Below are 18,811 nucleotides of genomic sequence, written 5' to 3'. Positions count from 1 at the left end.
AAAGGGTGACGCGAGCGCATGCCTGACCGGTTTAGCACCCACAACCTCGAACTCGGCGACGACGTCGTGGTCAAGAGGTACAGGTCATGGGATCGGGGAGAACCTCACCGAGAGTGGACTGCGCTGACGCTTCTTGCTGAGCACACGCCCGGCCTCGCCCCCGCACCTGTGGACGCCGCGCTCCACGCCCATCCACCCACGATCACGATGAGCAGACTGCCGGGTCATGTGCTTCGGGGCGAACATGCCACTGACGAGCAGATCAGGGCGATGGCCACCGCACTCAACCGACTCCACCAGGAGATCCCCACACGGGTAGTGGAAGCGGTAGAACCCGCACCCTGGGGACCTGCAACAGCCGTGAACAAAGCTCGATCCTGGGCCGACAAGCACCCCGACCTCGGCGACGATCCCCTCGTGCACCAGGCATTCCGAGCGGGATCCGCCTGGCTGGCCTCCGACGCACCCGGCAGGCTCATCACGAACCCTCTGCCACCCGTCCTGGGGCTGGCGGATGGGAACCGCGCCAACTACCTCTGGGACGATCACGAGCGTCGTGTGTGGCTCATCGACTGGGAGGACTCAGGCCGCAATGATCGCGCCTTCGAACTCGGCGAGATAGCGGAACACATCTCTCGACTCGACGGCGACCTTGACGCTGAGCACCTGCTGGTCCACATCGACCTCACCGCAGCAGAAGCCGAACGAGTCCGGGGCTTTCGCCGCCTGATCGCACTCGGCTGGTTTCTCCAGCTCGGCCCGGATGGGCTGGCCACACCACATAACCCGGTGGGCACCCTGGAACACCAGGCCGAAAGGGTTCTGCAACTGCTCGGCTGAGGCGGGCTTCTTGAACAGGCATGGTCCCGGCAAAGGGTGTACTTGCTGACCGATGCCCATGCCGACGCCAGTGGATAAACATCACGTAATGATCAGCTGGCTGGGCCATCAGCGGCCGGAGGACGGCGGCTACCCTGATCTGGCAACCATGTGTAGCGGATCAATCTCTCTATGTGAGGATTCTGGTTGGTGAGGGCGGATTCCCCGAGATCCCGGCAAGTCATGCTGGTGATGGCACTGATCGTCACCGCAGTAGGTGGCGTCGCCGGTTGTCAGTCCGGCGAGCACCACCCGAGCCCGACCCTTGCAGCCAAGCACTCGGCTGCTCCAACCACGCCGACTCCCAGCCCCACCACGGACAAGGAAGCCATCATGGCCGTGTACCGCGAGGTGTACCGAGCCGGACCGCTTGCCGAACGTGCCCAGCCCGAGGAGCGCAGGGCGATTCTCAAACCAGTCGCGACCCAGCCCCTTCTCGGCACGATGTTGAAGGGCATCGCCGCACTGCGTGCCCAAGGCCGGGTCACCTGGGGACAGCCCGACTTCCACATCTTCGAAGTAGACATCCGAGATGACGGAGCTCTGCTGCGCGACTGCCAGGACGCTCGGAAAGCCGGCCAAGCAGACGACCGAACGGGTAAGCGCCTCACCCATGGCATGCCCCACACCTACATGGTCGCCGCCCTCACCAAGGAGGCGGACGGCGTGTGGCGGGTCGCGAAGATGACGCAGCTGACCGAGCCATGTTCGCCAACCTCATGACCCTTGTCATCGTCGGCGAACTCATGGGCCTGCCTGTCACGCACGACGACGGAGATGGTGTCGGCGTGGCAACGCAGCCTTTCAACTACACCATTTGGGCCCAGGCCAAGCCTCGCAAAGCACCGGCCACTCGCACCGGCAAGCCGAAGGTCACCTGCTCCTACCAGCGATGGTGGTACGCGCACGGTCTCCAGAAGGTGGGCCGCGAGTACGCCGACCCCGACAGGCCCCTCAGCACCGAGCCGGTGAAGAAGGGCGCCTGGTACGAGGTCAAATGCTCCAACGGGTCCCGGAAGATCGTCTGGATCGAGAACAAGCGTGCCCCGGCCGTCATCGCCGAGCAGCTCGCCCATCGGGCGTACAAGCGCATCCCGATCGCGGCGCCGCGGGTGCTAACGGCTCCGCCACGTGGACGGGACGGGCTGGTGGGGCTCCCCCACTGGTTCTATCTGGCTGAGGGACAGTGGACGGCCAGGACCAAGCGGCTGCGTACCAGCGGAGTCTGGGCGGAAGCCACGGCGAGGCCGCAGCGGATGGCCATCGACACGGGTGAGGGCCACACCATCACCTGCAACGGCCCGGGAACCGCCTACGACCCCAGCCGGCCCGTCGCGCGCCAGAGCTCCACCTGCTCGTACCGCTTCCAGCGCCCGGCGAACGCCCGCCGCGTGACCGTCTCGGTCACCTGGGGTGGCACGTGGCGCGGTTCCGGCGGTGCGGGTGGCGCGCTGCCCGCGATCACCAGGTCGGTCACGTTCCCGGTGCGCATCGTCGAGGCGCAGGCGCTGGTCACGAAGGGATAGAGGTTGATGCTGCTTCAGCGGCTCTCGCCGCCCAGGGAGGCGGGCCAGCTACGTCCGCTGCCGAGCCGGCGCAGCCCGATGATGCTCGTGGTCGGCGTCGCGCTGACCGCTCTGGGGGCGTTGGGAGCCTGGCAGGTGTACGGGGTCGCCAGCCAGCGGGTGCCGGTGCTGGTCATGGCGCGTGATGTGCCCGTCGGCCAGCAGATCCAGGCGCAGGACCTGCGTACGGTCGCGCTCGGCGTGGACGCGGCCGTCCAGTCCGTCGACGCGGCAGGCAAGAGCACGCTGGTCGGAAAGCGTGCCGCAGTGGACCTGAAGGCGGGCAGCCTGCTCTCCCCCGCGCACGTGACCGAGACCTTGGTACCGGGACCGGGCGAAGTCGTGGTGCCGGTGGCGCTGAAGCCCAGCCGCCTCCCGGCCCGGGGGATTCAGCCCGGTGACTGGGTCGTGGCCACCGCCGTGTCCTCGGGTGAGGCGGGCCGTGGACCGGCGCAGGACCACCAGGCCAGGGTGGACCAGGTGGGCCAGCCGGATGCTGACGGCCTGGTCGTGGTCGATCTGATCGTCCCGGCCGCAGCCGGTACGGCGCTGGCCCGCCAGGCGGCCGAGGGCACCGTCGCGATCGTGTTGCAGTCGCGGGCCGGGTGAGCGTACTTATGCTGATCGTCCTGTGTTCCGGCGGGCACAGCCCCGGCGTGACGACGGCCGGGCTGGCGTTGACCCTCGCCTGGCCGCGTACCGTGCTGTTCGCCGAGTGCGACCCGGCCGGTGGGAGCGTCCTGTCGGGGTTCCTGGCCGGTCAGCTACAGGATCGCGGGCTGGGCGAGTGGGCGGTGCAGTTGCGGCGGAGCGCCGATGCGACGTCCACGCTGGCCGAGCAGGTGCTGCAGCTCAACGGTCCGGACAGCCGCCGGATCCTGCCGGGGCTGGCGAGCCCTTCCCAGGTGTCGGCGGTTCAGCCGCTGTGGCGGGACATCGCCGAGACCTTCGCCACCATGTCAGGGGACGTGATCGCCGACATCGGCCGCATCGGCGGTGCGGACACACCTGTTCCTCTGCTTGCAGTCGCGGATCATGTCCTCGTCGTCGCCCGGCCGACGCTGCGGGACCTGTCCGCACTCGCTCCCCGCCTCGCCACGATCACGGCGGCACGAGGACACCGGCCGAGCCCGCGCGTGCTGCTGACCGGTGACGGTCCCTACGGGCGCAGGGAGGTGGCCAAGACGTTGGACATCGACGTGGTGGGCCACCTTCCGCGTGATCCGAAGGCGGCGGCGGTCCTGACGCACGGCACGGGCAGCGAGGGTCACCTGTTGCGATCCCTGCTCCTGCGGGCGGCGCGGTCGCTCGGGACCAAGCTGGGCGAGCAGGTGCCGGCATCGTGAGCTTCGACGTGCAGCGAGCGGTACGAGAGCTCGTGCCGCAGGTGACCGAGGCGCTCGACAACGCGGCGGTCACCGGGGACGAGGCGGTCCGGGAGTACGCGCGGGCGGTCATCATCGACCTGGTCCGCGACTACACCGACGGCCGGACCCTCGCCGGCAGGAGCGCGCCCACGCTGTCGGAGGAGCGACTGCTGGCCGAGGCCGTACACAACGAGATCTTCGCGTTGGGACGGCTGCAACCGTTCGTCGACGACCCCGACGTGGAGAACATCGACGTCAACGGCTGCGATCAGGTGTGGATCACCTACTCCGACGGCCGCAAGGTGCCCGGCCCGTCCATCGCCGACAGCGACGAGGAGTTGGTGGGCAACGTCCGCCGCTGGGCCGCCTACCAGGGCCAGACCGCTCGGGACTTCTCCATCGCGCGCCCGCGCCTGCACCTGTCGGTCGGCCGAACCCGGATCGCCGCGATCATGGGCGTCACGCCGCGCCCGTGCCTGTCGATCCGCAGGCACGGCATGCTCCACGCCGACCTGGACGACCTGATGGCGTCCGACACCCTGGACAAGGGCTGCCGGGCCTTCCTGGCCGCCGCCGTACGCGCCCACAAGGACATCGTGATCACCGGCGGGATGGGCGACGGCAAGACCACCTTCGCCCGCGCCCTGGCGGCCGAGATCGACCCGGACGAGCGGATCGCGACCGTCGAGAAGGAGTACGAGCTCTTCCTGCACGCCCAGCCCGACCGGCACCGCGACGTGCTCGCGCTGGAGGCCCGCGAGGGCAACACCGAGGGCTTCGGCGCGATCACCCTGCACCAGCTGATCGAGGACGCCCTGCGCTTCAACGCCCGCCGCATCATCGTCGGCGAGGTCCGCGGGGACGAGATGGTACCGATGCTGGAGGCGATGAACACCGGCGGCGCCGGCTCCATCTGCACCATGCACGCCGACTCGGCCGACCAGGTGTTCTCGCGGATGCTGATCCTGGCGGGCTCGGGCGGCCTGTCGATCGCGCCGGAGACGCTGTTCCGCACCATCGGCATGGCGGTGGACTTCGTGGTCCACCTGCGGCACGAGCTCCGCCACGACCCAGACGGCCTGGTGAACCGCCGCTACGTCGCCGAGATCCATGAGGTTCTGCCACCGGCCGACGGGCTGGAGCCGGCGGTCAACCGTGTCTACGTCCCCGGCCGGGACGGACGGGCGGTGCCGAACACCATCCCGCAGTGCATGGGCGAGCTGGTCGCGGCCGGTTTCGACGCCAACCTGTTCGCGGGAGGGTGGGCGTGACGGGCTGGCTGGCCGCGCTCGCCGGAGCGGCGCTGGTCGCCGGGCCGCTGCTGGCCGCCGCCGGGTCGCTTCGGGTTCCGGTACGTCCGCCGCGCCCGCCACGGCGGCGGATCCCCCGCTCCGCGGTCATGCCGTCGGTGTACGGGTTGGGCGCGTTCTGCGTGACGTGGTGGCTGACCGGCTGGCCGGTCGCCGCCGCCGGGGCCGCGGCCGGCGCGGTGGCCCTGCCGCGCATGCTGACCAGCCGCGACACCGTCCAGCAGATCGAGCGGCTCGAAGCGCTGGAGGCCTGGATCCGCCACCTGGCCGACGTACTCGGCGGCAGCGCGGGCATCGAAGAAGCGCTGCGTTCCAGCGCCGACCACCCACCCGCGCCGATCGCCGCCGAGGTGCGAGCCCTGGCCCGGCGGCTCACTTATCGCACCCCCACCGAGCAGGCGCTGCGGGCGTTCGCCGACGATCTGGCCGACCCGACCGGCGACATGATCGCCGCCGCGCTGATCCTGGCCTGCCAGGCTCGCGGGCAAGGGCTGCGCGAGGTGTTGCAACGCCTGGCCCGTACGGTCGCCAAGGACGTCGCCGCCCGCCGGGAGATCAACGCCGAACGCGCCACCCACCGCGTCACCGCCCGCTGGGTCGTCGGCGCGCTCCTCGGTTACACGACCTTCGCCCTGCTCAACACCACCTACGTGGCGCCGTTCAGCACGGTCGGCGGGCAGCTGGTGCTCGCGATCGTGATCGGTCTGTACGCGGGCGCGTTCACCTGGCTGCACCGCCTGGCCAGAGCGCCGAAGGGGCACCGTTTCCTCAACGCCGCAGGGGAGCGTACATGATCGAGATCGTGCTGGCCTGCGGCGCGGTCGGCGGCCTCGGAGCCGCTCTCGCCCTGTCCGCCGCCTTCCCGGCCCCTCCGGCGCTCGCCCCCGCGATGGAACGCCTGCGGCCGGGCGCACGGGCCGAACCCGCCCAGGACTGGAAATCACGGCTGGTCACGAGACTCGCCGGGACGATGATCGGCGCGCGGGTTCCGCACGCGGATCTGGTTCTGCTCGGCAAGACTCCCCACGACTACCTCGCCCAGAAGGCGTTGATGATCGCCTTGGGGGCGGCCGGTCCGTTCGTGTTCTGGGCGTGGTGCGCGCTGCTCGATGTCGTCCTGCCCTGGTCCGTCTCCTGGGCGGCGTGCCTGGCGTTCGGCGCCGCCGTGTTCTTCGCCCCTGACGCCGCCATCCGTGGCCAGGCCGCCGAGGCGCGCGCGGCGTTCCGGCAGGCCATCGTCGCCTACCTCGACCTGGTCGCGCTCGCCCGCGCCGCCGGGGCGGGGCCGGCCGAGGCGCTGGAGTCCGCGGCGAAGGTCGGCCACGGGTGGACCTTCCAGCGGCTGGCCCAGGCCCTGGACCCCGGGCGGAGGGGCACCGGCAGCGCGTGGGACGAACTCACCCGGCTGTCTGAGGAGGTCGACGTCCCGGAGTTGGCGGACATGGCCGCCATCGCCCAGCTCGCCGGCACCCGAGGAGCAAGCATCCTCGACACCCTGACGGCCAAGGCCCAGTCCCTGCGCGAGGCGGACCTGTCGGCCGAGGTATCCAAGGCCCGGTCCCGTACCGAGACCATGACCGTCCCGATGGCCCTGTCGGTCCTCGGGTTCCTGCTGCTGCTCGGCTATCCCGCCTTCGCGCGGATGACCGGCGGCTGACCGTTCTCCCGGAGGTATCCGACCGATGATCCGTAACCGCGCGCTCGCGATCGCCGTACGGCTGGAGCTGCTGATCAACCGCTGTGCCGTACGACGCGGCCTGGACCCCGAACGCGGCGCGTCGACCGTCGAATGGGTGATCATCGCGGCCGTGGTCTTCCTGCTGGCCATCACCGTCGGCACGAAGATCACCTCCGTCGTCAACGAACAGCTCGCCAAGATCAAATGAGCGAACGCGAGCGCGGATCTGCGACGTTGGAGGCCGCCCTGGTCTATCCGGCGGTGCTCCTGCTCGTCATGCTCACCATGAACACCGCGCTGTGGTTCCACGCCAGAACCCTCGCCATGGCCGCCGCCCAGGAAGGACTACGCGCCGGCCGCGCCCACGGCTCCACCCTCTCGGCGGGGCAGGCGAGTGCCGAACGCTTCATCCGTCAGGCGGGCGGCTCCTTCCTCACCCACCCCGACGTCGCCATCACCCACGACACGGACACCCTCGAAGTGTCGGTCAGCGGCCAGGCCGTCAGCCTGGTCCCCCTGCTCACGCTCCCCGTGACCCAGGTCGCCCGCGCCCCCATCGAGAAATGGACCACCGGATGACCCACGAGCGCGGGTCCATCGCCCTGGAGATGGCGATCATCGCACCGGCACTGATCGCGCTGCTGGTGATGGTCATCGGGCTGGGCCGCGTCTCCTTCGCCCACAGCGCCATCGAAGCCGCCGCCCGGGACGCCGCCCGCCAGGCCTCCATCTCCCGTGACCCGGCGACCGCACGATCAGCCGCCTTGAGCAGCGCACGGGCGGCGCTCGCCCGCGAAGGGCTGGCCTGCACGCCGTCGGTGACCGTGGACACCACCGGCCTGTCCGCCCCGCTCGGCAGGCCCGCGACCGTGGTCGCCCGGGTCTCCTGCGAGGTGCAGCTGGCCGACCTCGCCGTACCGGGAATTCCCGGCACCAAGAACCTCACCAGCAGCTTCACCAGCCCGATCGACCCATACCGAGCCCGCGGAAACCAGTCGTGAACGGCGAGCGAGGTTCGGTCACGGTGTTCACCGCAGTGATCGCGTTCGCTCTGCTGCTGTGCGCGGGCCTCATGGTGGACGGCGGCGCCAAGATCCGCGCCTACCGGGAGGCGTACGCCGCAGCAGAGGAAGCCGCCCGCGCCGGAGCCGGACAGCTGAACACCGCACGCGCCTACGCTAGCGGCCAGTTCGAGACCGACCCCGCCCGAGCTTCCGCCGCGGCCCGCGCCTACCTGTACACAGCCGGCCACGCCGGCGCCGTCGCCACGACCGGCAACCAGGTCCGGGTCACCGTCACCGTGTCCCGGCCCGCCTTCCTGCTTTCCCTGATCGGCATCGACACCGTTACCGCCACAGCCTCCGCCGCCGCGCGGATGTTCCACGGCATCGAACAAGGACAACCATGACGATGTACGGGCTGCGTCATCCGCTACTCGCCAGAACCGCCGCCGGCACGGCACTCATCGCCCTGCTGGGCGGGATGCCCGCCATCCTGCTGATTTTCTTCTGGCCTGTCGACCTGCCCACGCTCGATGACCTGGCCACGCCAGGCGAGCCCGTCGTCATCAAGACCCTGCTGCTCGCCACCGTGTGGACCTGCTGGGCGCTGTTCGCCTTCGCCGTGGCGGTGGAGCTGGTGGGCACGGTCCGTGCCCGGCGCAACCACGTACGCCTGCCTTTCCAGCGACTGGCCGCGTACCTGATCACCACCATCACCGTCGCCGCGACCGCCCCCATCGCCGCGCCCCGCGCCCTGATCCCAGCCGCAGCGGTCACCGCCACCTCCACGGAACTGCCCGAACACGCGGCAACCGTGGAACCGGCCGGCAGCGTCGCCGAGAAGCCCTACGTCACCTACGTCGTCCAGCAGCGGGACACCCTGTGGACCATCGCCGACAAGCAGCTCGGCGACCCGATGCGCTACCGCGACATCATCGCCCTGAACCAGGGCCGCACCATGGACGACGGCCGCCCCTTCACCCGCGGCGAGTGGCTCGAACCCGGCAGCACCCTGCGCCTGCCCGCCGACGCCAGAAAGCCCGAGCGCGCACGGACGCATACCGTCGCTTCCGGCGAGACGCTGTGGGGCATTTCCAAGCAGCATCTCGGCAAGGGCAGCCGCTACAAGAAGATCTTCAAGCTCAACAAGGGACGCCCACAGCCCGGCGGGATGCGGCTGACCGACCCCGACGTACTGGAGCCGGGATGGCGTCTCGTCCTGCCCAAGCAGGGGCGCGACGCCCGAAGAGCGAAGCCGGTCCTGCGCCGTACCCTTCCCCGGCTCACCACCAAGCCGCATCACCAAGCCCCCACGAACGAGCCGCCTCACTTCTGGGCCTCCTCGTCGCGCCTCATCACCGAGCCGGAGCCCCACCAGCCATCCCGCGGCGAAACCACGGCTACCACCGAGGCCCTCTCGCCACGCCCTCTGGCCGCACTCGCGAAGCCCAACGCGGAAGCGACCTCTTCCGAGGTGGTCGTCCTCCCCCAGGGCGGGATGATGGCGCTCTCCTTCGCCGCCGGCATCGCCGTCGCACTCGCCGCCACCCGGCTCCACCGCAGACGCCGTCTGACCACTCCTGCCATCGACGAGCCCATCAGCGTCCCCGCCCCCGAGCCCCAGCCTTCAGCCGTACGGGCACTGGAACAGGCGTACCGAAGCACCCGACCAGAGGCGGCACCACCAGCCGATCTTGACCTGGTCAGTTCGGCCTTCGAGATAGACCCACCCGTCACGCTCAAAGCCGGAACCCGCGACGACAAGCCCGTAAACCTGCCGCTGTCCGGGCTGAACCTGGCCCTCACCGGCCCGGGAGCCGACGACTGCGTCCGAGCCATCGTCCTCGACCTGCTCACCCAGGCCGACGCCTACCGCGCCGACGTCCTCATCCCCGTCCAGGACGCCGAACGCTGGTTCGGCGACACCATCACCACCCTGACCGCCCACCTGCCCGAACTCCAGCTGACCGCCACCCTCGACGAAGCCCTCAACCACCTCGAAGAACAACTCGTCGGCCGCCGCGGCCTCCTCCAGGACTACGAGGCCGACGACATCCACCAGCTCCGCCAAACCGAACCCGGCGAGCCCTTGCCCGCGCTGCTGCTGGCCGCGTCCTGCCCCGACGGCCAACCGTACCTCGACAACCTCCTGACCATGGCATCCAGCCTCGGAGTCGGCGCCGTACTGACCGGCCACGCCCCATCAGGAACCACCTGCGAGCTCAACCAGAACCACCGCATCACCGAAGCGACCGGCCCCATGGCCGCAGAACTCCGCGACGCGACGCTCTTCCACCTACCGCCAGGGGCGGCGACCTCGCTGCTCCACACGCTCGCCACCGGCAACGGCATGCCGGTCGACCACCCCGAACACCCAGCCGACTTCCCCGTCCCCGAGCCGTCCACAACACCACAACCGGTACGGGTCACGCTCCTCGGCGAACCCGCCATCGACGTACACGGCACCCCCGTAGACCTGTCCCGGCGAACCAAGGCACTCGAACTTCTCGTCCTCCTCGCCCTCCACCCAAAGGGACTGAGCCGCGAACAGATCTGCGACCACCTCTGGCCCGACCTCGAGGAAACGCTGGCCGGCTACCGCTTCCACGCCGCCCTCAAGGACCTGCGCACCGCCCTGCGCGACGCCTGCCCTCCGGACGACAAGAAGGCCCACTTCATCGAACGCAGCGGCAGGACCTACCGCATCGAACCCCAGCACATCCACATCGACCTGTGGACCTACCACCAGGCCCTCGCCGACGCCCGCACCGCCACCGACGAGCACGCGAAACGCGCCGCCCTCGAAACCGCCGCAGCCCTATGCCACGGACAACTCGGCCAGGGCCTGCGCTACGACTGGCTCGACCAGGACCACCGCTGGCCACTCACCATCTCCAGCGTCAAAGCCCTGCTCCAACTAGGCGCCCTCCACGAACGCGCAGGCCACAACGAACGAGCCCTGGAAATCTACGACCAAGCCTGCGCCCTCGACCCTGACATGGAAAGCGCCACCCGCTCCGCCATCCGCCTCCTCCTCGATCTCGGCCGCACCGACGAAGCCCGCCAACGCGCCCGCCACCTCGACGCCCGCCTCAACACCCTCGGCGTCGCCCCCTCTCCCGAAACCCAGGCCGTCCTACAACGACTCAACACACGACGCGCATCAGGACCCGGCCAGCAGCACTAATGCCGTGGACTGCGTGGCAACGGTGACACTCAGTAGCCAGCGATACGTCCTCGCTCCTGCGCAATACCCAGGCGAAAGGCCATTGACGGAATCCCTCCAGGGGTGATGAGCGACGCGGAGCACGACGCGGCCGTGATCCGGCAGCTCATAGGTTGCGATCCCTCCAGGGGTGATGAGCGACGCGAGCCCTCGCCGATTTGGGGGCCGTACTGATGGCAGTTGCGATCCCTCCAGGGGTGATGAGCGACGCGGCTGCCGAGCCGGCCGTGGCCGCTTCCCCGCTGTTGCGATCCCTCCAGGGGTGATGAGCGACGCGTGACGTCGGCGATCGTGTGGAACCGGCGGCACACCTGTTGCGATCCCTCCAGGGGTGATGAGCGACCACCTCACAGAACGGGGCGGCGATCCGCGCCATCGTTGCGATCCCTCCAGGGGTGATGAGCGACTCGCCCGCATGGCGATGCCCCAGCACGAGAGCTGCGTGTTGCGATCCCTCCAGGGGTGATGAGCGACTTCCACCCAGGCACAGCATCGGAGCTGCGAACCGACCCACCGTTGCGATCCCTCCAGGGGTGATGAGCGACCGGCCAGCAGTTCGCCCGCACCACCTGCCGGGACTGGTTGCGATCCCTCCAGGGGTGATGAGCGACTGGTTCTACGGCACCAGCCCCGAAGACGGGCACGGGTTGCGATCCCTCCAGGGGTGATGAGCGACCTGCGAGAGCTGACCATGGGGTCGGAGATCCTCGTCACGTTGCGATCCCTCCAGGGGTGATGAGCGACGGCGACGCGGGATGCTCCCTCAGGTGATTCCTCGCCTTGTTGCGATCCCTCCAGGGGTGATGAGCGACGGTAGTCGGGTTCCGCATGTTGAACATCAGGTGGTCGCGTTGCGATCCCTCCAGGGGTGATGAGCGACGGATGGCCGAAGAAGAGGGCATCGACCTCCAGGTGTCTCGTTGCGATCCCTCCAGGGGTGATGAGCGACGGGCGTCCCGAGCCTGGCACGCACCCAGCTGCCGCCGCTGTTGCGATCCCTCCAGGGGTGATGAGCGACCTCACTCACCGTAACCGAGGAGAGATGACTTCCAAGGTTGCGATCCCTCCAGGGGTGATGAGCGACCGGAGTCGGTGGCCGCGTACGCGCTCGCGTCGCGGTTGCGATCCCTCCAGGGGTGATGAGCGACGGTTTGACCCGGTGCGACCAGCCGCCAGGCCGCACCGGGTTGCGATCCCTCCAGGGGTGATGAGCGACCTGTGCGGCGAGCCGATCCTGCACCGCACGGTTGTTGCGATCCCTCCAGGGGTGATGAGCGACGGATGGCCGCGCTCACCGTCACGGGGACGCTCGACGGCAAGTTGCGATCCCTCCAGGGGTGATGAGCGACTCGCCTTGGATGGCGTTGGCGGCTTCCTTCCACGGTTGCGATCCCTCCAGGGGTGATGAGCGACACCGCGACCGCCCGGTCCGGCTCGGCGGGCAGCTTCGTGTTGCGATCCCTCCAGGGGTGATGAGCGACAAGCACTCGGCAAGCACGCAGAACCCACCCCCTGACTCTGTTGCGATCCCTCCAGGGGTGATGAGCGACGGTCCGACAGCCGGATCATGCTCCAGGCGTCATCGCGTTGCGATCCCTCCAGGGGTGATGAGCGACAGCGACCGCTCACGTGGGCCAAGCAGAGCATCGGCACGGGGTTGCGATCCCTCCAGGGGTGATGAGCGACCGTCATCTTTGGCTCCGCAGCCGGACACAACCGCCGGTTGCGATCCCTCCAGGGGTGATGAGCGACCGACGCCCCGAAGCGGCGGCCCGAAGCGGCAGACCGGTTGCGATCCCTCCAGGGGTGATGAGCGACCCGATATGGCAGCGGAGAAGAAGGGCCCGCTGACCACGTTGCGATCCCTCCAGGGGTGATGAGCGACCGGACGTCGTCCACCCGATGGCCCCAGTGGTGGACGGGTTGCGATCCCTCCAGGGGTGATGAGCGACCCACCGCCATCAGGTGGCCGCCGCAGACCTGATCAAGTTGCGATCCCTCCAGGGGTGATGAGCGACCGTGAACCAGCCGCTCAGCGGCCAGATGAGCCTGTTGTTGCGATCCCTCCAGGGGTGATGAGCGACCCCGGGAAGGTTGGGTACGTCTGCGGCCTCCGCAAGTTGCGATCCCTCCAGGGGTGATGAGCGACCGTCAGATGTATCGGGTGATCGCCCTGGTAGCCGCACGTTGCGATCCCTCCAGGGGTGATGAGCGACGCGGGCAGCGCGTCGAGGACAGCGCCGGACCCGCAGTTGCGATCCCTCCAGGGGTGATGAGCGACGCAACAGCCCGTCGTGGCGGCTGGTGTTGGACACGGCGTTGCGATCCCTCCAGGGGTGATGAGCGACCCGGAGCGCTCGCCGTCGTCGAGGCGGACTACCGGTTGCGATCCCTCCAGGGGTGATGAGCGACCGGAACTGGGCGCCGTCATGGCCGCACTCGCGGCGTTGCGATCCCTCCAGGGGTGATGAGCGACCCGGGCCACGCTCGGCGTCGCACGTGAACGGCTGCGGTTGCGATCCCTCCAGGGGTGATGAGCGACCTTCGAGGGTGACGGGGACGGGGTCTATGGACATGTTGCGATCCCTCCAGGGGTGATGAGCGACTGCGCGGCGCGGTACTCGTCGGCCACGTCCTGCGGCAGTTGCGATCCCTCCAGGGGTGATGAGCGACCTTGCTGCTGCCGACCTGCCGGTCTACGTGTACCCGGGGTTGCGATCCCTCCAGGGGTGATGAGCGACCTGAAAATGGGGCACCCCTCGGCTGATCGCGGGTTGCGATCCCTCCAGGGGTGATGAGCGACCTGGAGGTGTTGGCCGACTGGAGACACCGTTGGGGTTGCGATCCCTCCAGGGGTGATGAGCGACCACAGAGCTGGTTCCGCTCACTCGGCGAATCCGGTCAGTTGCGATCCCTCCAGGGGTGATGAGCGACCCCAAGGTAAAGTCGCAGGTCAGAGACACCTTGCATGGCGCCGGAGCGAGGTGTTTTGCAGCGACCCGCCGGTAGTGCAGAAGCCCAGGTCAGAAGGGGTGGTTCACAGAACGGGGTCGGTGTTGCCGAGGGCTTGGCCGATGAGGTCGGTCTGGATGTTGTGGGGGCCTTGGGTGCGGTATATGAGGATGCTGTCATAGCTCGGGTCGATCTGGGCCGTGATAGCGCTGACGAACTTGCGGTGCTGTGCCGTGGAGAGTTCGCCTTGGAAGACGCTCCGCTGCACCCAGTGCAGGTATTGCCGGCAGGTTCTGAGGACGGCGGGATTGCGTTCAGCGAGGGTGTCGTAGACGACGATGACGAACACGGTTACCACCAGGGCCGGAACGGCTTGTAGGCGGCGTCCTCCAGGCAGAGCCGGACCAGTTTGAGAGCTTCGAGGTGAATGAGCTCCTCGTAGGAGACTTTCCGGCGTAGCGCCCGATGGTGGACGGTGGTGGCCAACTCGGTGCGGATGAGTTCGGAGACCTTCTTGCGGCCGTCCCGGCTGAGGGAGGCGTTGCCGACGTCGGACTCGAAGTCGCTGGGACGCAGGTACTTCTGGGCGGCGGCGCGTTTGAGCAGACGTTCGGCGAACAGCGGTTTGAAGGGTTCCGCCAGGTCCAGGGCGAGGGTGTTGCGGCGCCGATCGGTGTCGGCGTGGAGGAAGCCGAGGGCCGGGTGCAGGGGTGTGCAGCGGAGTGCGGTCAGCACTCGGGCGTAGGTGATGGCGTTGGCGTAACTGATGAGGGCGTTGCCTGCGTTGGCAGGTGGGCGGCGGCTCCGGCCTTCGAGGCGGAGCCATGTAGGGAGGATGGTGTCCAGAACGCCCCAGGCCGTACGGCGGTAATTGCCTTCTGCGCCCATGAGTTGCTCGCTGGTCTGGCAGGTGGGGAGTTGTTCCTCCAGCCGGGCGAGCGGGGTGTCGAGCAGGTCGGTGTCCATGGCCCACCGGACGTTGGCCGCTGTGGCGGCGATGAGCGCGCGGCCGATCTCCAGGCGCTTGTCTTCCGTGCTGGCGAGGGTGACTTGGCGGCGCAGGACATGAGCGGAACTGGTGTCTTCGGCGGGAGCGATAGCGCCGGCGTAGTTCCCGTAGTGGTCGAGAATGTGCACCATGACGCCGTGGCGGCTGAGTAGTGAAACCGCCGAGGTGTTGATGTCGACGTGGTCGAAGGCGATCAGGTCGCGGATGTCGGTGATGGGGACGCGCACCGGGGCCTGGTCGGCCCGTTCGATGCGTACGCTGTTGTCCTCGCGGCGGATGCGACAAGGCTGGGTGAGCCAGTAGGTCCGGCCGGCGGCGCTCATGAGTCTCCCCAGCAGTAGTCGGTGTAGGAGCACCCACGACAGCGTGGGCGGTCCAATCTGAGTGGTGTGTCGGAGGCGCTGATCACGGTCCGGGCCTGCCGTTCGGTGTCTTCGGCGAGGGCGCGGGCCTGCCGGTCCCAGGCGACGGTGACCGTACGGCGAATGAGCGGGTAGTGGATGATGCCGTGCTGGACAGTCACGCCTCTGCGTTCCAGCAGCAGGCAGTAGTGGCGCACCTGGGCCTCATGCTGTTCCGAGGGCGCTCGGGATGACTTGGTTTCGTGGATGACGGCGCCTGTCGTGACCCAGTCGATCTTCGCCTCACCGAGGTCGATATCCCGTCGGCGCGTATAAGTGGTGTCATCCACAGCTTCGCCGTAGGCGACCGCGTCACTGCGCTGCTCGGGGCGGTAGCCACGCATGTAGAGCCAGAGCTGGCGCGGGCAGTGCAGCAGGTACTTGATGTGGACCCCGCCGATGTCGCTCACAGAACGGTCTCCGGAACAGGCGCGGGCTGGACCTGCAGATCCAGTCCGAGGACGGGACTGTATTCGGCGTCGATGACCCAGAGGCGCAGGTCGCCTTTGACGAATTCGGCCCGCCCTGCGGCGCGGAGAGCTGCGAGTTGCGTGTAGCGGATGGGGATCAGCAGGCCTGCTGCGAGGAGTGGATTTTTCTCAGCTTCGGTCCGGTACGTATCCAGGTCCGCGCTGAGCAGCACCTCGACGGTGTCAAAGGCCTCATCAAGTTTGGCGGCGAACTCACTGCGGTCGTGGAACGGGTCGGGGAAGGTGAGGAAGTCCCGGCTGAATTCGTCGCGGTGACGCTCGGCCTCGGCGGCCCAGCGCTGGCCCCATGCCGTGGAGTAGGCGACGTCCAGCCAGGTTTCGATGGTCTCTTCCGAGATCTCCGGCCCGGGTGCACTGGTCAGTGCGGTGAGCGAGGCGTCCAGTGCGCCCTCGTCGTACGGCCGGTTGGGAACGACCTTGGTGTGGACCCGGAACTCCACCAGGCCGTCGGGGTGCCGGCCACGCCGGTTGATGCGCCCGGCTCGCTGGGCGATGGCTTCGATCGGCGCGAGTTCAGTGACTCCCCGGTCGAAGTCCAGGCACAACGAAACCTCCACGGCTTGGGTGGCCACGACCAGTCCACCGCGCAGGGTGGTCTCTCCTGGTTTTCGTTCGGGGTAGCGCTGGAGGATGCGGCGTTCTATCTCAGCCCGGTCCTGGGAGCGGAAGCGCGAGTGCAGCAACATCACGTCTGGATGGTCGAACCTCGTGTAGAGCTCCTGCGCCGTAGCGACCGTATTGGCGATCACCAGGACGCTCTGTCCCTCCTCCAGCCACCTGCGGATGCGCTCAATGCTGGGGCCGGAGTCGATCGGGTCTTCGTCCAGTGTGAGCCGATGACGCGGGGGCGCCGTGCCCGTCGGAGCCCGGCGTACCTCGACCGAGCCGAGAGTGTCGCGAATCAACGTGATCATCGGTTGGGCAAGGGTCGCGGACAGGACCGCCACCCGGCTACCCAGCTGCTGCCACAGCCGCATGCAGGCGCAGATCCGGCCGAACGTCGCAGGATCGTAGGCATGCAGCTCGTCCAGGATCATCAGGGCATTGGCCTGTTCGAGCAGGACGCTGGAGTAGCGGGTTCCTGCGATGGCCGCACGCAACAGTTGGTGCGGGGTGGCGACCCTGACCTGCTGGCTGAACAGCCGCATCGCGCCGGCTCGGGCCCGGGCACGGCGAGCGTCGGCCGGGCCGGGCGTGCAGTCGTCGGCGATCGCCCGGGTCAGCAACGTGCGTGCCGCGGTGGCGTGGAGCACGCCGATGTCCGGCCGCTCCTGGCCGGGGGCGGGGTCGAGGTTGGCGATGAAGCGATCCCGCGCGGCATCGATGGAGGCCCGGTACGGCAGGAGCCAGACCAGGCGCGGCTGGGCCGGCATGTCATCGAGCTGCCGCGAGGCCCAGGACAAGCCGGCCTCCGTCTTACCGCTCCCCGTGGGGGACACCAAGATGAGATGTTGTGCGGTATCTGCTGCCTGCCGCTGGTGGGGATACGGCGTCGGTAACCGGCTCAGGAAGTTTCGGGGCAGCGGCATGTGCGTCTGCAGAGGTACGTGAGCCGAGCCGGAGTGGTCCGCGAGGGTAACGGCACCCTGCAGCAGCACAGCGACCAGGCCCTCCTCTTCGCTGACCGGATTGATCCACTCGGCAGACAGCCGGGCGAAGGCATCACGGGCGAGCTCCCACAGGCGGCGGTCGTTCGCTGGGACGGGAACAGCAAGCCGGCGCGCGAGCCAGGCCAGCCATTCTCGGTGGCGGGCAGCCGGAACCTGTATGCGGGCCCGCCCCAGTACCGGAGCAGGATCGTGGCCGAATTTGCGCTCCCACGCCGCCACTGGGGGATACATGGAACGTAGGTCACCGCTGCGGTGCGAGACGAGCGGCCGGTGGTGGAACGCCACACCGGCCGCGATCATCTTTCTGTCGTGTCCGTCCAGGTTGCGGGTGAGCAGGTCCACGTAGGCGAGCGAAAGGACCTCATGCCGTTCGCCCCAGCTTTCACCGCCAGGGCGGAGCTGGCGTTGGAAGCCCTCAGCGACCTTCCCGGCGTCGTGCAGCAGCGCGGCGCTCTCCGCCCACGACCAGAATCGCGGATGGGTGGCAAGCACTCCGGGAGAGCCGATCCGGCCCGCGACCGCCCTCGCAGCGTCCCGAACGGCGAGGCTGTGCTCGGTCAGCAGTTCCGGCCGCCCCAATCCTGACCCGCTGGCAGACTTGGCCAGCACTTGGGACAGCTCCGTCCCGTCCTCATCCGAGGCGACCGGCGAACTCAGCCAGACCGCCTGGTCCTCGTCGCGGTACGCCTCTGCAACGGCATGTTCACCCGCCGGCTCGGAACACCACTGGTAGCTGCGGTACTCCGTGCGGCCACGGTCGGAACTGATCGATTCAGCCAACCTCAACGTGGTGGCCAGCGGTGCTTCGTGCCCTCCCACCGGAGCCAGAGCGTGCCCCACCGTGGCCCGCTCGGTGGGCTGCAGGGTGACCTGTCGGATGGAAACGATGTGCACGAGGTCTTGGGTACGTCCCAGCCGCAGACCCCACACCGGCCTGCGCAGAGCCTGCGCTATCCGGTCTCCCTCGGGACCGGGAATCCAGATCGTCAGGCGGACGCCGATGAGAAACGGCCTGTCCCGGATGGTCATGCCACCTTTGCCGGCCGCCACCCTGCCTGCGACGGCAGGGTTGGAACCGTCGGCGGCTATGGGGTGGTAGGTCTCGGCATCGAGGCCTCGTCCTTCGGCCCACGCAGCCAGCCCCAGCGCGACCGGCTCGCTGGCGCGGCCGGTCGCGGCGGCAAGCATGCCACGGACAGTGGAAGGCGGTGGCACCGGTAGGCATCGGCTGACACCGGGGAACATCGGATCCCGAAAGGAGGCGACCGGCGCGTACAGCTCAACCCGGACCGCCTGGACGGGGCCCGGCCTGCTGCTCATCT

Annotated in this window: 17 protein-coding genes and 1 CRISPR repeat array; of the genes, 13 read left to right on the top strand and 4 right to left on the bottom strand. The window is 68.7% G+C overall.

Going from position 1 to position 18,811, the window contains the following annotated elements; genetic code table 11:
* Nucleotides 1-18: 18 nt before the first annotated feature.
* From GUY59_RS01275 to GUY59_RS01215, 13 genes are all read left to right on the top strand, one after another.
* Nucleotides 19-840: a phosphotransferase family protein gene (locus GUY59_RS01275; RefSeq protein ID WP_138198589.1), complete on the top strand. Its 822-nt coding sequence runs from the start codon at nt 19-21 to the stop codon at nt 838-840.
* A gap of 231 nt (nt 841-1,071) precedes the next feature.
* Nucleotides 1,072-1,602, top strand: coding sequence for a hypothetical protein (locus GUY59_RS01270; RefSeq protein WP_138198588.1), 531 nt, complete (start codon nt 1,072-1,074; stop codon nt 1,600-1,602).
* 65 nt (nt 1,603-1,667) lie between these two features.
* Nucleotides 1,668-2,405, top strand: a complete 738-nt coding sequence (locus GUY59_RS01265; protein WP_138198587.1) for a hypothetical protein — start codon at nt 1,668-1,670, stop codon at nt 2,403-2,405.
* 6 nt (nt 2,406-2,411) lie between these two features.
* Complete coding sequence (locus tag GUY59_RS01260) at nt 2,412-3,053, top strand: SAF domain-containing protein (RefSeq protein WP_138198586.1); 642 nt, start codon at nt 2,412-2,414, stop codon at nt 3,051-3,053.
* A gap of 8 nt (nt 3,054-3,061) precedes the next feature.
* Nucleotides 3,062-3,790 carry a hypothetical protein gene (locus GUY59_RS01255; RefSeq protein WP_138198585.1) on the top strand — a complete coding sequence of 243 codons (729 nt, stop codon included), beginning with the start codon at nt 3,062-3,064 and terminating at the stop codon, nt 3,788-3,790.
* The gene (locus GUY59_RS01250; protein ID WP_161714328.1) at nt 3,787-5,082 is read left to right on the top strand and encodes a CpaF family protein; all 1,296 of its coding nucleotides are present in this window, start codon (nt 3,787-3,789) and stop codon (nt 5,080-5,082) included. Before GUY59_RS01255 ends, GUY59_RS01250 begins: the two co-directional genes overlap by 4 nt.
* The gene (locus GUY59_RS01245) at nt 5,079-5,915 is read left to right on the top strand and encodes a type II secretion system F family protein (protein ID WP_138198583.1); all 837 of its coding nucleotides are present in this window, start codon (nt 5,079-5,081) and stop codon (nt 5,913-5,915) included. Before GUY59_RS01250 ends, GUY59_RS01245 begins: the two co-directional genes overlap by 4 nt.
* Nucleotides 5,912-6,778 (top strand): type II secretion system F family protein, encoded by an 867-nt coding sequence (locus tag GUY59_RS01240; RefSeq protein ID WP_138198582.1) that lies wholly within the window; start codon nt 5,912-5,914, stop codon nt 6,776-6,778. Before GUY59_RS01245 ends, GUY59_RS01240 begins: the two co-directional genes overlap by 4 nt.
* A gap of 25 nt (nt 6,779-6,803) precedes the next feature.
* Entirely contained in the window at nt 6,804-7,007 is a 204-nt protein-coding gene (locus GUY59_RS01235; protein ID WP_138198581.1) for a hypothetical protein, read from the top strand.
* Nucleotides 7,004-7,378 (top strand): TadE family protein, encoded by a 375-nt coding sequence (locus GUY59_RS01230; protein ID WP_161714327.1) that lies wholly within the window; start codon nt 7,004-7,006, stop codon nt 7,376-7,378. The genes GUY59_RS01235 and GUY59_RS01230 overlap by 4 nt, the downstream gene beginning before the upstream one ends.
* Nucleotides 7,375-7,800 carry a TadE family protein gene (locus GUY59_RS01225; RefSeq protein WP_201760375.1) on the top strand — a complete coding sequence of 142 codons (426 nt, stop codon included), beginning with the start codon at nt 7,375-7,377 and terminating at the stop codon, nt 7,798-7,800. The genes GUY59_RS01230 and GUY59_RS01225 overlap by 4 nt, the downstream gene beginning before the upstream one ends.
* Nucleotides 7,797-8,207, top strand: a complete 411-nt coding sequence (locus tag GUY59_RS49745; RefSeq protein ID WP_161714326.1) for a pilus assembly protein TadG-related protein — start codon at nt 7,797-7,799, stop codon at nt 8,205-8,207. The genes GUY59_RS01225 and GUY59_RS49745 overlap by 4 nt, the downstream gene beginning before the upstream one ends.
* Entirely contained in the window at nt 8,204-10,987 is a 2,784-nt protein-coding gene (locus GUY59_RS01215) for a LysM peptidoglycan-binding domain-containing protein (RefSeq protein ID WP_138198577.1), read from the top strand. Before GUY59_RS49745 ends, GUY59_RS01215 begins: the two co-directional genes overlap by 4 nt.
* A gap of 84 nt (nt 10,988-11,071) precedes the next feature.
* Nucleotides 11,072-13,960: a CRISPR direct-repeat array (repeat unit 30 nt; unit sequence GTTGCGATCCCTCCAGGGGTGATGAGCGAC).
* 103 nt (nt 13,961-14,063) lie between these two features.
* Here the strand turns inward: GUY59_RS01215 and cas2 are convergent.
* From cas2 to cas3, 4 genes are read right to left on the bottom strand one after another with little or no spacing between them, the layout of a single operon-like run.
* The gene (cas2, locus tag GUY59_RS01210) at nt 14,064-14,327 is read right to left on the bottom strand and encodes a CRISPR-associated endonuclease Cas2 (protein WP_138198576.1); all 264 of its coding nucleotides are present in this window, start codon (nt 14,325-14,327) and stop codon (nt 14,064-14,066) included.
* 2 nt (nt 14,328-14,329) lie between these two features.
* Nucleotides 14,330-15,310, bottom strand: a complete 981-nt coding sequence (gene cas1b, locus GUY59_RS01205) for a type I-B CRISPR-associated endonuclease Cas1b (RefSeq protein WP_138198575.1) — start codon at nt 15,308-15,310, stop codon at nt 14,330-14,332.
* Nucleotides 15,307-15,798, bottom strand: a complete 492-nt coding sequence (locus GUY59_RS01200; protein ID WP_212746121.1) for a CRISPR-associated protein Cas4 — start codon at nt 15,796-15,798, stop codon at nt 15,307-15,309. The genes cas1b and GUY59_RS01200 overlap by 4 nt, the downstream gene beginning before the upstream one ends.
* Nucleotides 15,795-18,809, bottom strand: a complete 3,015-nt coding sequence (cas3, locus tag GUY59_RS01195; protein WP_138198574.1) for a CRISPR-associated helicase Cas3' — start codon at nt 18,807-18,809, stop codon at nt 15,795-15,797. The genes GUY59_RS01200 and cas3 overlap by 4 nt, the downstream gene beginning before the upstream one ends.
* Nucleotides 18,810-18,811: the final 2 nt, after the last annotated feature.

This window comes from Nonomuraea sp. K271, assembly GCF_009908215.1.
Classification (GTDB): domain Bacteria; phylum Actinomycetota; class Actinomycetes; order Streptosporangiales; family Streptosporangiaceae; genus Nonomuraea; species Nonomuraea longispora.
Note: the sequence above shows the minus strand (reverse complement) of the source record. Positions and strands in the feature narration are given on the sequence as shown.